Genomic DNA, 19,090 nt, shown 5'->3' on the forward strand with positions numbered 1-19,090 from the left:
GGAAGCAAGGATTACCTGATGAAGCATCGTCACTATTTCCGCCACACTGCATGCCATGCCCCGCGCGGCATGCGTTCGCTGGCGACCGGAGTCCGCCCATGAGTACCCTGCGCGATGCAATGAGCCATGCCGCCCTGGGCTGGGTGAAGCCGGAGCTGGATGAGACCCTGCGCCAGGTGCGCAACGAGGTCGAGTACTTCGTCGAGGCGCCCGCCGACGCCACCCGCATGCGCCTGTGCGCCGGCTACCTGCACCAGGTGCAGGGCACGCTGCGCATGGTGGAACTGTACGCACCTGCGATGGTGGCCGAGGAGCTCGAACAGCTCGCCGTGGCGATCGGCAATGGAGATGTCGCCGAGCGCGATGAATCGTGCGCGACCCTGATGCGCGGCAGCGTGCTGCTTCCGGATTACCTGGAGCGCCTGCAGAACGGCCACCGCGACATTCCGATCGTGCTGCTGCCGTTGCTCAACGAAATCCGTGCCGCGCGTGGCATGGCGGGCATCAATGAAAGCGTGCTGCTGGCCTTTGCGCCGGACAGCGTGGGTGCCACCGAAGCCGAACTCGACCACGCCCGCGGCAGCCTGAGCGGGCGCAACCGCGAACTGCTCGACACCGTCGGCAACGCGGTGAAGGAAGAACTGCTGCGCATCAAGGACGCGCTGGACCTGCACCTGCGCACCGGCGGAGCGCCGCAGCAGCTGCAGCAGCAGGTCAACGAACTTGCCGCGGTGGGCGATACGCTGGCCATGATGGGCCTGGACGTCGCGCGCAACGTGGTGGTGCAGCAGCGCGATGCGCTCAGCAGCGTGGTCGCGGGCGAGCAGCAGATCGACGAGAGCCTGCTGCTGGATGTCGCCGGTGCGCTGCTGTACGTGGACGCGTCGCTGGATGACCAGGTTGCCCATCTGGGCGCGACCGGCAGCGGCGAAGATGACCCTTCCGCCGCTGAAACCCGGCGCACACTGGAAGTGCTGGCGCACGAAGCGATCGCCAACTTCACTGTGGCCCGTGAGCACTTCGTCGCCTTCATCGAAACCAACTGGAACCACGAGCAGCTGCAGGACGTGCCGCGGCTGCTGGGCGAGGTCGGCGGCGCGCTGCGCATGCTCGACCTGCCGGTGCCGGCCGACTACCTGAAGGGCGTGCAGCTGTACATCGACGCCGAGTTGATCGGGCGCCAGCGCGTGCCCAGCGGGCGCCAGCTGGATACGCTGGCCGATGCGATGGCCAGCCTGGAGTACTACCTGGAAGCGCTGCGCGACCGTCGCGCCGGACGCGAAAGCATCCTGGACATCACCCGCAGCAGCCTGGAAGCACTACGCTACTGGCCGCTGCCGGTGGCCAACGCTGCCGCGCTGATCGCCGAGCCGGCGCCGCAGCCGGTACAGCGCGAAGCCGTGCTGCCGCCGCCGCTCGAGGTGCCTGGGCTGGAAACGCTGGAGTTGCCGCCGCTGGCAGCCGCACCCGCGCAGGTGCCGCCGCCACTGCCGGACTTCGTCTTCGACGCCGCGCCGACCGTGCAGGCAGCGCAAGCGCAGGGCGAGGAAACCGTCGCGGACGTTGCCGACGAAGACGTCATGCCGCCATCGCTCGAGGCGTCCGATGGCACGCCGTTGGAACGTGCAGCGATTGAATCGACCGCGCCGACGCTGGTGTTCTCCGCCACCACCGCGGTTCCGCCGCCCGTGCCGGCCTGGGAACTCGGCAGCTTCCACGCGGCAGCCGACGAGAACGACAGCCGCGCGCCGACCTTCACCGACTTCGATCCGGTATTTGCCGAAGATGCCGCCGATGCCACGCGTTGGACGGTCGAACCGGTCGCCCAGGTGGATCTCACCGCCGCCGACGATGGCCTGCTGCTGATCGATGGCGCTGACTTCAACCCGGTGCTCGCCGAAGTCGAGGCGGAAGACAGCGCGCTCGAGCCGGTCAGCTTCCGCTTCGATGACGGCGACATCAGCCGTGCTGACGATGTCCTGTCGCTGGAAGCGCTGGAAGCGTCGGTCATCGAAGCGCCGGCAGGATTCGATGTGATCACTGCTGCCGAACCGGCAGCGTTCGCATCCTCCGAGCCGATGCAGGCCATTGAGCCTGACGCAGCGCCGGCCGAGGCCGCTGAGGTCGACGATGCCGACGCACGCTTCCTGGCCGAACTGGCTGCGGCTGCGGCCGACTTCAACCCGCAGCCGGAGCCGCAGGCGCCGGTGCTGGCCGAAACGCCCGTTGCTGCCGCCGGAACGCTCGACGGTGGTTTCGACGAGCAGGCCGAGAATATCGACCAGGACATCCGCGAGGTGTTCCTGGAAGAGTTCGACGAAGAACTGATCAACATAGGCGGGCTGTTGCCGGCCTGGCGCGCACAGCCGGACAACATGGACCGCCTGCGCCCGATCCGCCGCGTGTTCCACACGCTGAAGGGCAGTGGGCGCCTGGTGGGCGCGCGCACGCTCGGCGAGTTCGCCTGGAAGATCGAAGGCATGCTCAACCGCGTGCTGGATGGCTCCCGCCCGGCAACGCCGGCGGTGGTGGCCGTGGTCGAACAGGCCTACCACGCCCTGCCCGAACTCAATGCCGCACTGCGCAGTGGGCAGCGCGTCAGCGCGGACCTGCAGGCGCTGCAGTCGATCGCCGACCGCGTGGGCGCTGGCGAAGAAACCTTCCACGTGCCGCTGCCCACCCATCCGGTCGCCACGGCGGTTTCCGGGACGGATGAGCAGGCCGGGATCGACGCGCTGGAAGCGGCCTTCGCCGCCGATGTGTCGGCCGCTTCCCTTGAGGGTGCGCCGGCCAGCATCGACAGTGTGCTGCGCGAGATCCTGGAAGCCGAAGTGGAAGCGCACATGGCCACCCTGCATGGGTGGCTGGCGTCGTCGCGCGTCGAGCCGCAGCCGGTTTCCGATCCGCTGCTGCGTGCCGTGCACACCATGAACGGTGCCTTCGCGATGACCGATGTGCCGGAGATCACCTCCGTCACCGGCGCGGCTGAAAGCTACATCAAGCGCTCGCTGGCAGCGGCCGAAGTGCCCAGCCATGAGGGCGTGCATGCGCTGGACGCGACTGCGCGCGCGATCGAAGCCACGATGCTGGCACTGCAGGCCGAATCGCCCCGCGTCCCGCTGCAGCAGGAACTTGCCGACCGCCTGCAGGCGCTCGCCGCGACCCTGCCCGAAGCGCGTTGGCCGGTACTGGAAGATGCCGGCGATGTACTTGAACAGGCGCAGCCAGAACGTGAGGCCGTCAGTGCCGATGCCGATGCCGACGTTGAGGTGATCGACGCGGCCGAGCCGTTAGCGCAGGCCGAGGACGAGGTCGAGCAGATCGCCGAGGCGATGGTCGACAGCGGCGAACTGCAGGTCATCGAGCCCGAGCCGGAGTCCGTCAGCGATGAGGTTGCACGGGTTGAAGACCGGGCCAGCGACGAGGAGGTCGCACGGTTCGACGCGCCGGTGGTGGCTGAGGTCGAACTGACCGGCGCCAACGATCTGTCTTCGTTCCTGGATCCGCTTCCGGTGTCGCCGGTCGAGCACGAACGGGTCGCCGAGCCGACCTTCGTCGCGGAAACCGAAGTGCCGGCGGCAACCTCGGGCGAGAGCGATCAGCCTACCGCCGAACCGGGCCAGGACCGCGATGTCGAGGTACAGCTGACCGGCGCAGAGGATCTGTCGCTGTACCTGGATGACGCAGCACATGCCGCCCTGCCTGACAGCTACGTGCCCGGTGCCATCGAACCTGTCACCCAGTACGTCGAACCGCTCGGGCAGGCGCTCGAGGCGACCGGCGAGGAGCCGGGCGAGGCGATTTCCGACGAACTGCAGGGCAGTGCCGCCTTCGGCGAGACCGTGTCGTTGCAGGAAGCGCTGGATGAGGGGCTGCACGTCATCGACGATTCCGTAGAGGAAGACGCGGCCGAGCTCATCTCTGTCGCCGGCGATGCTGGGTCGGCGGACGAGGATGCGGCGTTCGCCGCGTACATCGATGCCGATGAGCCGGCTACGGCGCCGTATGCCGAGGAAACGGAACAGCTTTCCGCCGAGGCCGAAGCCGTGGACGCAGCGGGCGTGCAGCAGCCGTACTTCGAAATGGAGCCCGGTGCGGCATCGGTCGCTGGTTCGTCCCACGCCGGCGCAGCCGAGGTGCCGGAAGATGCGCACGAGGTTGCCCTGCAGGACGCCGTGGACGCCTCGGATGTCGAAGCAGTCGAAGTAGTCGAAGTGGTCGAAGCAGAAGTCGGCAGCGCCGATGCGCTGGACTTCAGCGTGCTGGACCGCGAGCTGGTCGACATCTTTGTCGAAGAAGGCAAGGACCTGCTCGACCATTGCGACGGCCTGATCAGCGAACTGCGCACCGCGCCGGAGGATCGTGAGCCGTTGGCCGGCCTGCAGCGCGACCTGCACACGCTGAAGGGCGGCGCACGCATGGCCGGCATCAATCCCATCGGTGATCTCGGCCACGGCATCGAATCGCTGTTGGAAGCGGTATTCGCCGGACGCACCAGCATCGAGCACAGCGATGTACAGCTGCTGGAGCGCGGCTTCGATCGCCTGCACCAGATGCTCACCCTCACCGGCAACCATCGCCAGGTGGCGGCGGCCGATGACCTCGTGGCTGCTTTCGATGCACGCACCCAGGGCCGGCCGGCCACGCCGGCCGAGGCCGACGAACCCGCCGCTGCCGCGCCCAGCGCTGCCGAGCTGATCGCCAGCCTGCCGCTGTCCGCGCCACTGCCGGTGGAAGCCGGCGGCGAGGAAGAAGGCGGCGCGCGCCCGCAGCAGGAACAGGTGCGCGTGCGTGCCGACCTTCTCGATCGCCTGGTCAACCACGCCGGCGAAGTGGCGATCTACCGTTCGCGGCTGGAACAGCAGCTCGGTGCCTTCCGCGGCGCCATGGGCGAACTGGACCGCACCAATGCGCGTCTTCGCGATCAGCTGCGCCGTCTTGACCTGGAAACCGAGGCGCAGATCGTTGCCCGTTACCAGCGCGAGCAGGAGCAGGCCGACCACAGCTTCGACCCGCTGGAACTGGACCGCTTCTCCACGCTGCAGCAGCTCAGCCGCGCGCTGAACGAATCGGCAGCCGACCTTGGCGGCCTGCAGGGGGTGCTGGACGACCTGTCACGCCAGTACGATTCACTGCTGCAGCAGCAGTCGCGGGTCAGCTCCGAGCTGCAGGACGGCCTGATGCGTGCGCGCATGGTGCCCTTCGACGGGCTGGTGCCGCGCCTGCGTCGCGTGGTCCGCCAGGCCGGTACCGATACCGGCAAGCAGGTTCACCTGACGCTGGAAGGAACCCACGGCGAACTCGATCGCAACGTGCTGGATCGCATGGTCGCGCCGCTGGAACACATGCTGCGCAACTCCGTCGCCCACGGCCTGGAAACGGCCGAACAGCGACGTGCGGCAGGCAAGCCGGTGGAAGGCGAGATCTCGTTGCGCCTGCATCGCGAAGGCTCTGAAATCGTGCTAGACGTGGCCGACGACGGTGCCGGGCTGGACCGCGAAGCGATCCGCCGGCGCGCGCTGGAACGCGGCCTGATCCAGGCCGATGCCACCCTGGCCGACAACGAACTGGACAACCTGATCTTCGCCTCCGGTTTCAGCACCGCCGACCAGCTCAGCCAGCTGGCCGGACGTGGCGTGGGCATGGACGTGGTGCGCAACGAAGTGCGCCAGCTTGGCGGCAGCGTGGAAATCCACTCGGTACGCGGCCAGGGCGCTCGTTTCACCCTGCGCCTGCCGCAGACGCTGGCCGTCACCCAGGCGGTGTTCGTGCAGATCGGCGAGACCACCTTCGCCGTCCCGGTGGGTTCGGTCAGTGGCATCGGCCGCATTTCGCGCGAGCGTTTCGAGGCCGGCGACAGCACCTACCGCTACAGCGGGGAGGAGTACACCCTGCATGACCTGGGTAGCCTGATCGGCCAGGCCCCGGCCCGTGCCGAAGGGCAGGCCCAGGTGCCGCTGCTGCTGGTGCGCGCGGGCGACCTGCGCGCCGCGGTGGCAATCGACCAGGTGCTCGGCAACCGCGAAATCGTGGTCAAGCCGGTCGGCCTGCAGATCGCCTCGGTGCCGGGCATCTACGGTGCCACCATCACCGGCGATGGCCGTGTGGTGGTGATCCTGGACGTGGCACCGCTGGTGCGCCGCTTCGTCGCCAACCCGGAGCGTCCGCTGCCGGTGGCCGAACTGGAACAGCAGCGCCAGGTGCCGGTGGTGATGGTGGTGGACGATTCGCTGACCATGCGCAAAGTCACCGGCCGCATCCTGGAACGCCACAACTTCGAAGTCAGCGTGGCGCGCGATGGCGTGGAAGCGCTGGAGCGGCTGGAAGAGCGCGTACCGGACCTGATGCTGCTGGACATCGAGATGCCGCGCATGGATGGCTACGAGCTGGCCACCGCGATGCGTGCCGACCCTCGTTACCGCGAAGTGCCGATCGTGATGATCACCTCGCGCAGCGGCGACAAGCATCGCCAGCGCGCTTTCGAAATCGGCGTGCAGCGTTACCTGGGCAAGCCTTACCAGGAGCTGGACCTGATGCGTAACGTGTACGACCTGCTGGGGATCGCCCGTGTCCGAGAATGATGCAAGCCTGCCGCCGGCCGTCGCGCTGCTGGCACGCCCGGGCGCGGCCCGCGACCGCCTGCGCGAGGCGCTGGTCCAGGCCGACGTGGCGCTGGTGCTGGAAGAGGATCCCGACGCGCTGGATCCTGCAACGCTGATCGCGCTCGCTCCGCAAGCCGTGGTGATCGCGTTGGAGCCCGCCGTGGAAGCCGCCCTGGAACGGCTCGACGACGTGCTGTCTTCGCCGGCTTTCACCCTGGTGTTCGACGAGGCCGACCTGGCCGCGCGCCGCGAAGGCTGGGAGACCCAGCGCTGGGCGCGGCACCTGGCGGCCAAGCTGCATGGTCATCGGGAAGTGCTGCCGCCCGGTGCGGAAGTGGAAGAAGACCTGCAGATTGAACCGGGGATGCCGGATACACCGGCCCAGCTGCACGTCAATGCGCCGCTGGACTTTCACCTGGACGAAGCGGCCGACGCGGCTGATCTGCTGGCGGGTGACAGCCTGTACGAAGCACCCGCGCAGTGGCAGGAACCGCAGGCGCTGGAACAGGCACTGGCGACGAACCTGCCCGACGCCGACGCCGACGCCGACGCCGACGCCGAAGCCCCTGCCACGCCTGCCGATGCAGGTGCGGTGGTGCCGCCGCCACTGGCCGACCACAGCCGCTGGGCGCTGCTGGACGAGGACGCCGCACCCGCTGCGGTGAGCCGCCAGACCACCGCGCCGCCGGCGTTGCCGGTATTCGATTCGGCCCACCTTTCGCTGGTGGACATGGAAGACACCGCGCCCAGCACCGGTCCACGACGCGGCGCGCGCGGCGCGGTGGTGGTGCTGGCCGGTATCGGCGGCCCTGATGCGCTGCGGCGCCTGCTGGCCGCCCTGCCGTCGGCGCTGGACGTTCCGCTGCTGGTGCGGATGCCGCTGGACGGCGCGCGCTACGGCAATCTGGTCAAGCAGATGGCGCGGGTTTCCCCGTTGCCGGTACTGCTCGCCGAAACCGGCGCAGATGTGCTGGAAGGCCATGTCTACATCCTGTCCGACGACACCGCCACCGTGCTGCGTGATGGCGGACTGCAGTTCGAAAGCCGACCCCAGGGCCTGGAACTGGCGCGGCTGCCGCCGGGCGAAAGCGCGGTGATCCTGCTCAGTGGTGCCGACCTGCTGCAGGTCGACCCGGCGCTGACGCTGGCCGAGGCCGGTGCATGGGTGGGCGGCCAGGTGGGCGAGGGCTGCTACGACCCGGCCGCAGCCACCGCCGTGGTGGCGGCCGGCATGTTCGCCGGTGAGCCGCAGGAGCTCGCGCAGGCCATCAGTGCCCGCTGGGCACGTCCGGAACAAGGGGAAGCGCAGTGAGCCATGCCAACAACGATGAAATCCGCGGGGTCCTGATCCAGTCCGGTCCCGAACGCGTGCTGCTGCCCAATGCCACCGTGGCCGAAATGATGGCCAAGGTGCAGGTGCAGGCGAGCGACGAAGGTCCTGACTGGCTGCTGGGCACGCTGGCCTGGCACGGCTGGGACGTGCCGCTGGTGTCCTTCGCGCGGCTGTCCGGGCTGGGCGAGGAAAGCATCGGCGGCAACAACAAGGTCGTGGTGCTCAAGGCCTTGGCCGGTAATGCCCAGCGCCCGTATTTCGCCCTGCTGACGCAGAGCTTCCCGCAGCTGATTTCCGTGCCGCGAGATGGCCTGCTGGCCGATGCATCCGAAGAAACCCTTCCCGACAGCGTGCACATGCGCGTGCTCCTGGGCGAGCAGAGCGCGCTGCTGCCGAACCTGGACGCGGTGGAAACCGCGCTGGATTCGCTGCACTGAACCCTGCGGTATGTGGCTGACGACAAGCTCCGGTGGGTGACGACCGTTGGTCGTCACGTCCTTGCCCTTGCCCAAGCGTGACGACCAACGGTCGTCACCCACCAGACCCGCAAGGTCCACCCACCAGCGCCTCAGCCCATGTCGCCCAGGCGTGCCTGCAGAGCCGCAATCGCAGCGAGACCCGCCGTTTCGGTGCGCAGGATGCGCGGCCCGAGCTGCAGCCCCTGGAAGCCCGCCGCCGCCAACTGCTGGCGATCGCGCGGCGACCAGCCGCCCTCCGGACCGATGGCGATCACCACGCCGCCTGCGGGCGCTGCCTGCAGCGTGGACAGGCGGTGGCTGCCTTCCGGATCCAGGGTCAGGCGCAGTGTATCGGCGGGCAGCACCGCCATCGCCGCTGCCAGGCCCAACGGCGGGCCCAGCCGCGGAATCACCGCACGTCCTGACTGGCCGCAGGCGGACTGCACCACGTTGTTCCAGTGCGCGACGCGCTTCTCCGCCCGCGCGGCATCCAGCTTCACTTCGGTGCGCTCGGCATTGACCGGCACCACGGCCGCCACACCCAGCTCGGTGGCCTTCTGCAGGATCAGGTCCATCTTCTCGCCGCGCGCCACGCCCTGCAGCAGGGTGATCCGCAGTGACGATTCATTGGCCAGCGGCGTGGCTGCTTCGATCCGCACCTGTGCATCACGCTTGCCGGCGAGGACAATCGTGGCGGCATAGTCATGCCCATCACCATTGAACAGCACGCAGGCATCGCCCTCGCGCAGTCGCATCACCCGCAGCAGGTGGTTGGCGGCGTCCTCGGGCAGGGACACGGTCTGGCCGGCCTGCAGGAGAATCGACACGGGGCAGCGGGTCACGCGCATGCGGCGTTCTCCACAACGGATGGGCGGGCGTCCTGCGGGGAGGGGGGTGTCTCTGCTAGCATCGTGGGCTCATGAACATGTTGCTTCCTTCGTCCATTCTATCGGCCCGCGCGGGGTATACCGCATGAGCCGTCCCCTGCCGATCATCCATCGCATCACCGATGAGGAAAACGGCCCGTTCCAGCGCCAGCACCTGGACCTGGAGTTTTCCAACGGTGAACAGCGCCGCTTCGAGCGACTGGTCAGCCGCGGCCACGGTGCCGTGGTTGTGGTGCCGATGCTGGACGATGACACCGTGCTGCTGGTGCGTGAATACGCCGCCGGCATGCACCGCTATGAACTGGGCCTGGTCAAGGGCCGCATCGATGCCGGCGAAACGCCGGAGCAGGCGGCCGACCGCGAGCTGAAGGAAGAAGCCGGCTACGGCGCGCACCGCGTTGACGTGCTGCGCGCCATGACCCTTGCCCCCACCTACATGAGCCACCAATCGTGGCTGGTGGTAGCGCGCGATCTGTATCCGCAACGGCTGCAGGGCGATGAGCCCGAAGAACTGGAAGTGGTGCCGTGGAAGCTGTCGCAGATCGACCAGCTGATGCTGCGCGAAGACTTCTCCGAGGGCCGTTCACTGGCGGCCCTGTTCATTGCCCGAGAGTGGCTGCAGCGTGGCGCGACGGCGCCATGACCCACGCCCGCCTCACCACCGACCTGCGCGAAACGGTCATCGCCATTGCCCAGGATGCCGCCGCAGCGATCATGCAGGTCTACGCGTCCGGCTTCGATATCACGATGAAGGCCGATGACAGCCCGGTAACCGCCGCCGACCTGGCCGCGCACCAGCGCATCGTCCGCGGCCTTTCACGGCTCACCCCGGACCTGCCGATCCTGTCCGAGGAAGCCACCGCGGCCCCCTGGGAAACGCGGCGCCACTGGGGCGCCTACTGGCTGGTCGATCCGCTGGATGGCACTCGAGAGTTCATCAAGCGCAACGGCGAATTCAGCGTCAACATCGCGCTGGTCTACCAAGGCGCGCCAACCTTCGGCGTGGTGCTGGCGCCGGTGACCGGCCTGGTCTGGCACGCCATGCGCGGCGAGCAGGCCTACCGCCGGCAGGGCGTGCATGACACCGTGCTGCGCACCCGTGTGCCGGCGCACGCACCGCTGCGGGTAGCCGCCAGCCGCTCGCACCGTTCGTCGCGCACGCAGGTGCTGCTGGATCGCATGGGCGATATCGAAACGGTGGCCCAGGGCTCTTCGTTGAAGTTCTGCCGGATCGCCGAGGGCGACCTGGATGTCTATCCGCGGCTGGGGCCGACCAGCGAGTGGGACACCGCGGCCGGCCAGTGCGTGCTGCACGCCGCCGGTGGTGCGGTGCTGTCCACCGCCACCGGCAAGCCGTTCCGCTACAACCGCCGCGAAAGCCTGCTCAACGGTGATTTCATGGCCTTGGGCGATACCCGCCTGGCATGGCGCGACTGGCTGCCCCCCGACGAACCGGAGACTGCATGAGCACGAGCGACGCCGCCACCGAACTGGGCCGCCTGCTGGCGATCATGGCGCGCCTGCGCGACCCGCAGGGCGGCTGCCCGTGGGACCTGGAGCAGGACTTTTCGACCATCGCGCCGTACACCATCGAAGAAGCCTACGAAGTGGCCGATGCGATAGATCGCGGCGACCTCGACGACCTGTGCGACGAACTGGGTGACCTGCTGCTGCAGGTGGTTTTCCACGCGCAGATGGCGCAGGAGCAGGGCGCGTTCGCCTTCGCCGACGTGGCGCGCAGCATCAACGACAAGATGGTCCGCCGCCATCCGCACATCTTCGCCGATGCCAGTGCGGGCGACGCCGCCGAGGTGCTGCGCAACTGGGAGGCGATCAAGCGCGAGGAACGCGCCGCCAAGGGCGAGACCGATGGCTCGGCGTTGGCCGGCATCTCGCGCGGACTGCCGGAATGGCAGCGGGCGATGAAGCTGCAGTCGCGCGCGGCCAAGGTCGGCTTCGACTGGCCCGGCCCGTTGCCGGTGCTGGACAAGGCCGCCGAGGAACTGCAGGAACTGCGCGAGGAATTCGAACGCGGCGACGTGGCGGCGAACAAGGCCCGGTTGCAGGAAGAACTCGGCGACCTGTTGTTCGTCTGTGCCAACCTGGCACGCCACGCCGACCTCGACCTGGGTGCTGCGCTGCGCGGGGCCAACCACAAGTTCGAGCGACGCTTCCGCGCGATGGAAGCGCGCGCCGGTGAAGACGGGAAGCGGCTGGCCGAGCTGGACCTGGACGCCCAGGAAGCGCTCTGGCAGCACGCGAAGGCCGACGAAACCGCCTCGTGAAAACCTTCGGCTTGTTCGTCGTGACGGCGATGGCCGAGATCATCGGCTGCTACCTGCCGTGGGTGTGGCTGCGTCGCGATGGCAGCGCCTGGTTGCTGCTGCCGGCGGCGGCCAGCCTGGCCCTGTTTGCCTGGCTGCTGACCCTGCATCCGCAGGCCAGCGGGCGCGTGTATGCGGCCTACGGTGGTGTCTATGTCGGCACTGCGCTGGTCTGGCTGTGGTTGGTGGACGGCATCCGTCCCGGCCGTTGGGACCTGCTCGGCGTGGGCCTGTGCCTGGCCGGGATGGCGGTGATCATGTTCGCCCCGCGCACCGGCTGACGACCGTCATCCCGGTGGCTGAAGACCAACGGTCGTCACCCACCGAAGCCCTCGCCACCCACCGGGCCAAGACGATCAGGGCTTCCGGCAGCCCAGCATCCCAAGGTCGATCGCATCGGCCATGCGCGCATAGCCTTCATCGTTGGGATGCAGGTGGTCGCGGGTGATGCCGCCCGGCAGCGATTCCGGCACCGCCGGGTCACGCAGCGCCGCATCGAAATCCACCACCCCGTCATAGCCACTTTGCGGCCCGCGCGCCCAGGCATTGATCGCCGTGCGCGTGGCAGCTGAAACAGGTTCGTAGCGCTCCGAGCCACCGAACGGGGTCAGCGTGCCGATGAACGCACGCCCGCCGTGCAGGTGCACGCGGTCGGCAATCTGCCGGTAGCCGGCCTGCATGTCGTCGGCGTTGCGGCCGGGCAGTGGTGCCGGCCCACCGCCATGGCGGATATCGTTGATCCCTTCGAACACGATCACCTGGTCGGCATCGGCGGTGGCGATCACATCGCGATCCAGCCGCGACAGCGCGCTGTGGCTGCGGCCGTGGTCGAGCAGTTTGTTGCCACTGATGCCCTGGTTGAGCACCACGAAGCGGTCCGGGCAAGCGCGCTGCAACCGCACTGCCAGCCGTTCCGGCCACTGGTTGTACGAGCCGCGCTGGGCGGTGGCGCCTTCGGTGATGGAATCGCCGAGCGCCACGATCACCGACGGCCGATCTGCGCGCTGTACCAGCACCGCGGAAAACACGTTCTGCCGGTAGGACACCGCCACCGAATCGGCGATGGTCGGATGACGGCCATCGACGACCCGCACGGTGGTGCGACGGACTGCAGGCCGGGTCGCCTGCGGGAAGTAACCGGTGACCCGGATTTCATCCAGTGCCGCCGCCTGCAGCGGTACCGCGTCGGTCAAAAGGGCCGCGCCGACCGGCACTTCGATGAGCGCGCGTCCGGCCACGGTGACCGGCAGCGCCGTGCCGGAAGGCCCCTGCATGGTCACGTCCTGCAACCGCAGCGGGGCAACCCCGAGTTCATTGCTGATGCGCAGCCGCAACGCATCGGCGCGGCTGCCCAGCCGCATGTCCTGGCGCACCGTCTGTGCGGCGAACTGCATGGGAGCCTGCGGCGTGCCATCCAGGCGATCCGGCGCGGGCGAGGCGGTCCATGCGGTAACCCACACCGGCTGCGCAGGGGCAGCCGATGCGGAGAGCGCCGAACCAACGGCAAACGAAACAGCAGTGATCCAGCGCAGCATGGCAAAACTCCGGTCAGGAGAAGAACGTACCGCCGTTGACGTCGACGTTGGCACCGGTCATGAAGGCGGCCGCGTCCGAGGCCAGGTAGACCGCCACGTCGGCCGCCTCTTCCGGCCGGCCCTGGCGACGCAGCGGCGTACCGGCGGCCACCGCAGTGCGCACTTCCGGCTTGGTGAACTCATCGTGGAAGCGGGTGGCGATCATGCCGCAGCACAGGGCGTTGACCCGGATTCCCTTCGGACCGAGTTCCTTGGCCATCGCACGGGTGAAGGTCATCACGCCGGCCTTGGCCGTGGCGTAGATCGCCGCGCCCGGGCCGCCGCCGTCGCGGCCGGCCTGCGAGGCGAAGTTGACGATCGCCGCACCTTCGCCCATGTGCGGAACAACCGCGTGGGTGGTCAGGTAGGTTGAGGTCAGGTTGAGGTCGATCACCTTGTGGAAGAACGCCGGGTCGATATCGGCCAACGGGCGACGCTCCACCATGCCGCCAGCCACGTTGACCAGCACGTCGATGCGGGGGCCGAACGCGGCCTGCGCCGCAGCGACCAGGCCGGCAACTGCGGCCGGATCGGTGACGTCGGCGCGGTGCACGATGGCCTGGCCACCGGCGGCCTGGATCAGCTCCAGGGTCTGTCGTGCACTGGCTTCATCGTTGGCGTAGTTGATGCAGACGCGGGCGCCAGCAGCGGCCAGCTTGATTGAAATGTCGCGACCGATATCGCGGCCGCCACCGGTGACGATGGCCACCTTGTCCTGGAATGACATGGGATGAAGCTCCTTGTTTACGTGAGGGGGAAAAAAGGGAGCGCAGGCATGCGCTCAGGAATCCGACGAAGGGGCATCGAGGCGGCGCACCGTACCGGTGATCCACCACAACGCGATGAGCGAAAGCGGTACCAGGGCCGCCACCAGCATGAACATCGGCGCGTACGACTCACGCGTCAGCACCGGCACCAGCCAGGTGGTGATCAGCGTGCCGGCCACGGCGGCGAGGCCACCCAGCCCGGCCAGGGTGCCGACTGAGCGTCCGCCGAACAGGTCACCCGGCAGCGTCTGGATGTTGCCGATCGCCACCTGGAAGCCGAACAGCACGGCGGCGATGGTCAGCACGGCGGTCAGCGGCTCGGCCGCCAGCACCGCGCCGAGCAGGGCAGGGGCCATCACCACGCAGCCGAGGGTGATCGACCATTTGCGCGCGCGGTCCACGCTGTGGCCGGCGCGGATCAGCCGGCCGGACAACCAGCCACCGGTCAGGCTGCCAAGCATCGCGCCGACGAACGGAACCCAGGCGAACAGGCCGATCTGCTTGATGTCGAAGCCGAAGGTTTCGGCCAGGTAGATCGGCAGCCAGGACACGAACAGCCACCAGATCGGGTCCAGCAGGAAGCGGCAGGCCAGCATGCCCCAGCTCTGCCGGTGCGCCAGCAGTTCGCGCACGCTGCGGCGCGGTGCAGCCGGGTCGGCCGCTCCGGCTTGGTCCTGCATGATCAGCCTGCGCTCTGCGTCGCTGACCCACGGATGCTTGTCCGGCCCGGCGCGGTAAACGAACAGCCACGGCAGCAACCACAGGAACCCCATCGCACCGATCACCACGAAGGTGCCGCGCCAGCCCAGCCACAGGTACAAGGCGGCGATCGCCGGCGCCGACACGATCGCACCGATCGAGGCACCGGCATTGAACACGCCCTGCGCCAGCGCACGCTCGCGGGCGGGAAACCATTCGGCATTGGCCTTCACCGCGCCCGGCCAGGCGCCGGCTTCGCTGACCCCGAGCATCGCCCGCACCAGGCTGAAGGACAGGATCGAATGGGTGACCGCGTGCAGCGCGATGGAGATCGACCACACGCTGATGGACAGGGCGAAGCCCATCCGGGTGCCGATCAGGTCGAACAGTCGCCCGAACAGGAACTGGCCCGCTGCGTAGAACAGCATGAACACGGTGACCAGCAGGGCGTAGTCATCCTTGGTCGCGCCGACCTCGCGGGCGATCTCCGGCCACATCACCGCCAGCGCATTGCGGTCGATGTAGTTGATCACCGTGGCGACCGCGATCAGGCCGACGATCAGCCAGCGCACCGCCGAACGCACCGGCACCTTGCGCAACGTGTCGATGGCGGCCGGCCCCTTCATCGTGCATCCCCTTTGCCGGCGGCGCGGTCGATCCGCGCATGGCTGCCGCGCCAGCGGTAGCTGCGCCCCTCCACGCTGACGGTGTGTTCCACATCGGCGCTGCTGTCATCGGCCACGCCCAGCGCGATGCGCGCGCCGCTGGCCAGGGTCAGCTCGACCAGCTCGGCATCGCTACCGCGTGCGCGCTTCAGATCGCGGATCTGGCTGTCGGCACCGTGCACGTACTCGGCAGTGCCGTTGTACTCGCCATGCGGCTCCAGCACGCTGAAGAAACTCACCGCGCGCTGCCCGTCCACGCGCTGCACCAGCGCCGGTTCGCGGCGCAGGTTGAACTCGGGATCGTTGGCGCCGCTCTCCACCAGCAGGGCCTGCGAAGGCGCGCTGCTGCCGAAGCGGTAACTGTAGAAGCGCCCGTCGAGCAGCCACGCCAGCGTGCGCGGATCGCTGCCGGCCTGGCTGCGCGCATCCAGCCACAGGTGCTGGTAACCGTTTTCCCTGCCCAGCACCGGGCGCTGGTCGACGAAGCGTTCGGCTTGGAAACCGGTGCTGACGATGTGGCCGTTGAAGTGCAGCGGCAGGTCGAAGCGTGCCGCCTTGTCCGCGCTCACCTGCAGCAGGTCCAGCACCACCGGCAGGCCCAGCTCCGGGTGCTGCAGCAGCGCCTGGGTACGGGTGAACACCACCCCCGGATACGCATCGCGCATCGTCGCCGAGGCGACCTGGGTGTCCTTGCCGGCCTCGAAGAAGCGCACTGTCGGCGCGTGTTCCTCGCCGACCTTCCAGTCGCCGTTGAAGTGGCTCTTCTCATCCACCACCAAGGTGTTGTGGGCGATGGTCTGCTTGGCCCAGCTGCGGTTCTCGGCCAGGTAGATGCCGCCGCGCTTGGCTTCCACGTTGAGGAAGCGGGCTGAACCGTAATCGGTCACCACCCGCTGTCCGTTGTCATAGAACAGCCAGTTGAGCTTGTCGAAGTGGCCGTGGCCCATGCCCTGCATGGTGTCTTTCTGTACCAGGGCCTGGCCGCGTTCACCGCCCATGCGCAGGATCGCCAGGCCACCCTGGTCACCGTCCGGGCCATCGCGCAGCAGCATCGGGGTGTAATCGAACGGCTTGGCCTTGCCGGCGGCCAGGCCCTGCGCCACCTTCAGTCCTTCCGGGGTCAGCAGCAGGCGACCCTGCTGTTCGGCGACGGACAGCAGCCGGTCATCGCCGCTGCGGGCGTAGGCGATGCCGATGCCGGCCACCAGCTCTTCGGTGTCTACGCCCTTGTCCAGGATCGCATCGTTGATCGGAAAGAACAGGCCGTCATAGCTGGTCTGCACCAGCACGTCGACGGCCTTCAGCAGCACGCCATCGCGGCGCTCGAAGATGCGGCGTTGCGGCTCGTTGCGTTCGATCGCATTGGCGAACAGCAGGAACGGCGCCAATGCATAGCGCTGGTAATAAGGGCCTTCTTCGTAGTAACCGTCCGGCGAGAACAACAGGTCAACCTGCCGCAGGAAGCCGAATTCATCGTCCTTGCGGCTGCCGCGCAGTGACTTCTCCACCAATTCCGGGTCGCGCAGCACGTAGCCGGTCATGCCGGTGGCGGCCACCGCCCAGGTGGAATGGTTATGGATCTGGTCGAAGTTCTTCGGCTCACTGGCCAGGAATTCAGCCATCGGACGGAACACGTTGTCATCGATGGTCTGGCGGTCCTTGGCCGGCAGTGCGTCGCGGATCGCGTCGTAGCCCTGCACCGCATTGACCAGCCACACCGAGTCGTTCAGCACCTGCCAGAACACCCGTCCCGGGATCTGTCCGCGGCCTTCCGGATGCGGGCCCAGCGTCGGGTACAGCGTGGCGTACTCCAGCAGCATGCGCCGTGCATAGTCCACGTAGCGGCTGTCACCGGTGAGCCGGTACAGCGTGCCGGCGGCCAGCAGCGCCTGGTAGTTGCGCTTGTGCTGTTCGTGGGTGCGGCCGCCGCCCTTGTCCTTGGGGAAGGGCACGTCGATGCCGGCCTTCATCATTTTTTCCAGCATCGCCTTGTTGCGGGCCTGCTCCTTGGCGAACCACGGATAGCGCGCACCATCGCTGGCCATCTGCTGCCATTGCGCAGCGGTCACCAGCACCGGGGCCGTGCTGCTTTCCGCCGCTGCGGGAGCCGCGGCGAAGGCCGCCGAGACGGGCAGCAGGGCCAGGGTTGCGGTAGCGGTAGCCACGGCGAGGGCAAGCGACAGGCACGTGTGTTTCATCGATCAGCTCCGTTGGCGGGCAGACGGTGGCCGACAGCGGCCGCATCCGTCCATTCCCCTTGTTTGGGATACCAGGTGACCCCGGTATCGTCGCGCGGTATCACCGCCAGGTTGGTTGCCGCGCCCACGTCGGCCAGCGCGGGCGAGGGCGACCACAGTCCGTTCGGCGCCTGCACCAGCGTCACGGTCATGCTGTCCACGCCGCCCGGCAGCGCGGTGGAGGCAAGCGGCGACTGCACATTGCCGCTGAAAGCCACGCCGGCCAGGCTGCCATCGACCGTCACCGGATTGGAACCGGTGCGGTTGACGATCAGGTTGGCGCGGAACTGGCTGCTGCTGGGCGGCACCACCATCGCGGTGGCCGCGTTGTAGCCCACGCCGAAGCTGACCTTGGCCACGTCAACGAAGGTATTGCGCTCGATCAGGGCATCCACCACCGGCGAGTAGCCCGACAGCGCGGCGTTGGCCTGGCCGTACATCACCGCCAGGCCGGCGCGGTTGCTGCTGCCGGCCAGCGCCTGGAAATAATTGTTGCGGACCTGCTGCTGCGCGTTGATCACGCGTACGCCGCCGGTGCCGGCCTTGCCATCACCCAGGAAGACGTTGTCCAGCACGCGGTTGCCGTTGCCATGGCGCAGCGTCAGCGACCCGGCCGAGCGGTAGAACACGTTGCCGCGGTACGTATTGCCGCCGGACTTGTTGGAAATGATCTCGGTTTCGCCATCGCAGCCTTCGAACCAGTTGGCTTCGACGGTGCTGTTGGAATCGCTGAGCGAGGTGTCGCTGGTGCCAACGCGCAGTGTTTCGCCACCGTTGACACCCAGCGCCGGCCGCGGGCCGAACCAGTTGTGGTCGATGCGATGCTGGTTGTCCAGGCCCTGGGCGGCATCACGCACCACCACCACCGTAGGGCCGGCGTTGGTCTTGCCGCGCAGCTGGCTATGGTCCAGCCGGTTGAAAGCGCCGTACAGCATCACCCACTGGTCCTGGTCGGCCGGGTCCGGATTGCTGTAGTCATCGATCACCAGCCCGGTGACCCGGCTGTTGCGCGCCACTGCCTTGCTGGATTCGCGGAACGCCACCACTGCATCGCTGGGGCTGTAGCCGTTGCGGAACACCAGGTTGGCCACATGCAGGTACTGGCCCGCCAGGCGCAGGTCGGACTGCCCGGTGAGCACCACCTGGCCGGGCGACTGCGCGCGCAGGGTGATCGGGGCGGCCGCGGTGCCGTTGCCTTTCAGCAGCAGTCGCGTGTTGTTCCAGGTGCCGTTGGCCAGCACGATCTCATCGCCCGGCTGCAGATTGGCGGAGGCGGCGGTGTACTCGCCGGTGTCGTGCACCAGATAGCTTGCCGCCTCGGCGGGCGACGCGAACGGAATGCCCAGCGCCAGCAACAGCGCGGCGGTCAGATGGCGTGACGGACACTGCATGGTGTTCCCTCCGAAGCGTGGCCTGCGAAGCAGGAGATGATTGTAAGCCGTAGTGCTAGTCCAGTTGGGATGCAAAGTAGGGCAAGAACATCGCTAAGTCATGCTGCAACAGCACATCTTTTTACCGTAAATTGGCCTATAGCAATGGTAAGA

At 68.0% G+C, this 19,090-nt stretch carries 13 protein-coding genes; 7 read left to right on the forward strand and 6 right to left on the reverse strand.

Annotated elements, in window-relative coordinates; all coding sequences use genetic code 11:
• Positions 1-98: 98 nt before the first annotated feature.
• From SOM47_RS08340 to SOM47_RS08350, 3 genes are read left to right on the forward strand one after another with little or no spacing between them, the layout of a single operon-like run.
• Positions 99-6,581: an Hpt domain-containing protein gene (locus tag SOM47_RS08340; RefSeq protein WP_320505304.1), complete on the forward strand. Its 6,483-nt coding sequence runs from the start codon at positions 99-101 to the stop codon at positions 6,579-6,581.
• Complete coding sequence (locus SOM47_RS08345) at positions 6,568-7,914, forward strand: chemotaxis protein CheB (protein WP_320505305.1); 1,347 nt, start codon at positions 6,568-6,570, stop codon at positions 7,912-7,914. The genes SOM47_RS08340 and SOM47_RS08345 overlap by 14 nt, the downstream gene beginning before the upstream one ends.
• Positions 7,911-8,372, forward strand: a complete 462-nt coding sequence (locus tag SOM47_RS08350) for a chemotaxis protein CheW (protein WP_042615038.1) — start codon at positions 7,911-7,913, stop codon at positions 8,370-8,372. Before SOM47_RS08345 ends, SOM47_RS08350 begins: the two co-directional genes overlap by 4 nt.
• Before the next feature lie 131 nt (positions 8,373-8,503).
• Here the strand turns inward: SOM47_RS08350 and SOM47_RS08355 are convergent, their stop codons facing one another.
• A complete protein-coding gene (locus SOM47_RS08355; protein WP_042615037.1) occupies positions 8,504-9,241 on the reverse strand; it encodes a 16S rRNA (uracil(1498)-N(3))-methyltransferase in 738 nt (245 codons plus the stop codon).
• 124 nt (positions 9,242-9,365) lie between these two features.
• Between SOM47_RS08355 and nudE the strand changes: the two genes are divergently transcribed.
• From nudE to SOM47_RS08375, 4 genes are read left to right on the forward strand one after another with little or no spacing between them, the layout of a single operon-like run.
• Positions 9,366-9,923, forward strand: a complete 558-nt coding sequence (nudE, locus tag SOM47_RS08360) for an ADP compounds hydrolase NudE (RefSeq protein WP_042615036.1) — start codon at positions 9,366-9,368, stop codon at positions 9,921-9,923.
• Positions 9,920-10,747: a 3'(2'),5'-bisphosphate nucleotidase CysQ gene (gene cysQ, locus SOM47_RS08365; RefSeq protein WP_042615041.1), complete on the forward strand. Its 828-nt coding sequence runs from the start codon at positions 9,920-9,922 to the stop codon at positions 10,745-10,747. Before nudE ends, cysQ begins: the two co-directional genes overlap by 4 nt.
• Positions 10,744-11,565 (forward strand): nucleoside triphosphate pyrophosphohydrolase, encoded by an 822-nt coding sequence (gene mazG, locus SOM47_RS08370; protein ID WP_042615035.1) that lies wholly within the window; start codon positions 10,744-10,746, stop codon positions 11,563-11,565. Before cysQ ends, mazG begins: the two co-directional genes overlap by 4 nt.
• Positions 11,562-11,885: a YnfA family protein gene (locus SOM47_RS08375; protein ID WP_320505306.1), complete on the forward strand. Its 324-nt coding sequence runs from the start codon at positions 11,562-11,564 to the stop codon at positions 11,883-11,885. Before mazG ends, SOM47_RS08375 begins: the two co-directional genes overlap by 4 nt.
• Positions 11,886-11,960: 75 nt before the next feature.
• On the opposite strand, the gene SOM47_RS08380 is transcribed toward SOM47_RS08375, so the two are convergent.
• From SOM47_RS08380 to SOM47_RS08400, 5 genes are read right to left on the reverse strand one after another with little or no spacing between them, the layout of a single operon-like run.
• Positions 11,961-13,139, reverse strand: a complete 1,179-nt coding sequence (locus tag SOM47_RS08380) for a GDSL-type esterase/lipase family protein (protein WP_320505307.1) — start codon at positions 13,137-13,139, stop codon at positions 11,961-11,963.
• 13 nt (positions 13,140-13,152) lie between these two features.
• Positions 13,153-13,905, reverse strand: a complete 753-nt coding sequence (locus tag SOM47_RS08385) for an SDR family NAD(P)-dependent oxidoreductase (protein WP_042615032.1) — start codon at positions 13,903-13,905, stop codon at positions 13,153-13,155.
• A gap of 54 nt (positions 13,906-13,959) precedes the next feature.
• Positions 13,960-15,270 carry an MFS transporter gene (locus SOM47_RS08390; protein ID WP_042615031.1) on the reverse strand — a complete coding sequence of 437 codons (1,311 nt, stop codon included), beginning with the start codon at positions 15,268-15,270 and terminating at the stop codon, positions 13,960-13,962.
• Positions 15,267-17,507 (reverse strand): oligoalginate lyase, encoded by a 2,241-nt coding sequence (locus SOM47_RS08395; protein ID WP_320505308.1) that lies wholly within the window; start codon positions 17,505-17,507, stop codon positions 15,267-15,269. Before SOM47_RS08395 ends, SOM47_RS08390 begins: the two co-directional genes overlap by 4 nt.
• Positions 17,504-18,937 carry a chondroitinase-B domain-containing protein gene (locus SOM47_RS08400; protein WP_042615029.1) on the reverse strand — a complete coding sequence of 478 codons (1,434 nt, stop codon included), beginning with the start codon at positions 18,935-18,937 and terminating at the stop codon, positions 17,504-17,506. Before SOM47_RS08400 ends, SOM47_RS08395 begins: the two co-directional genes overlap by 4 nt.
• Positions 18,938-19,090 lie beyond the last annotated feature (153 nt).

The sequence above is a fragment of the Stenotrophomonas sp. CFBP8980 genome, assembly GCF_034046095.1.
Lineage (GTDB): Bacteria > Pseudomonadota > Gammaproteobacteria > Xanthomonadales > Xanthomonadaceae > Stenotrophomonas > Stenotrophomonas lacuserhaii.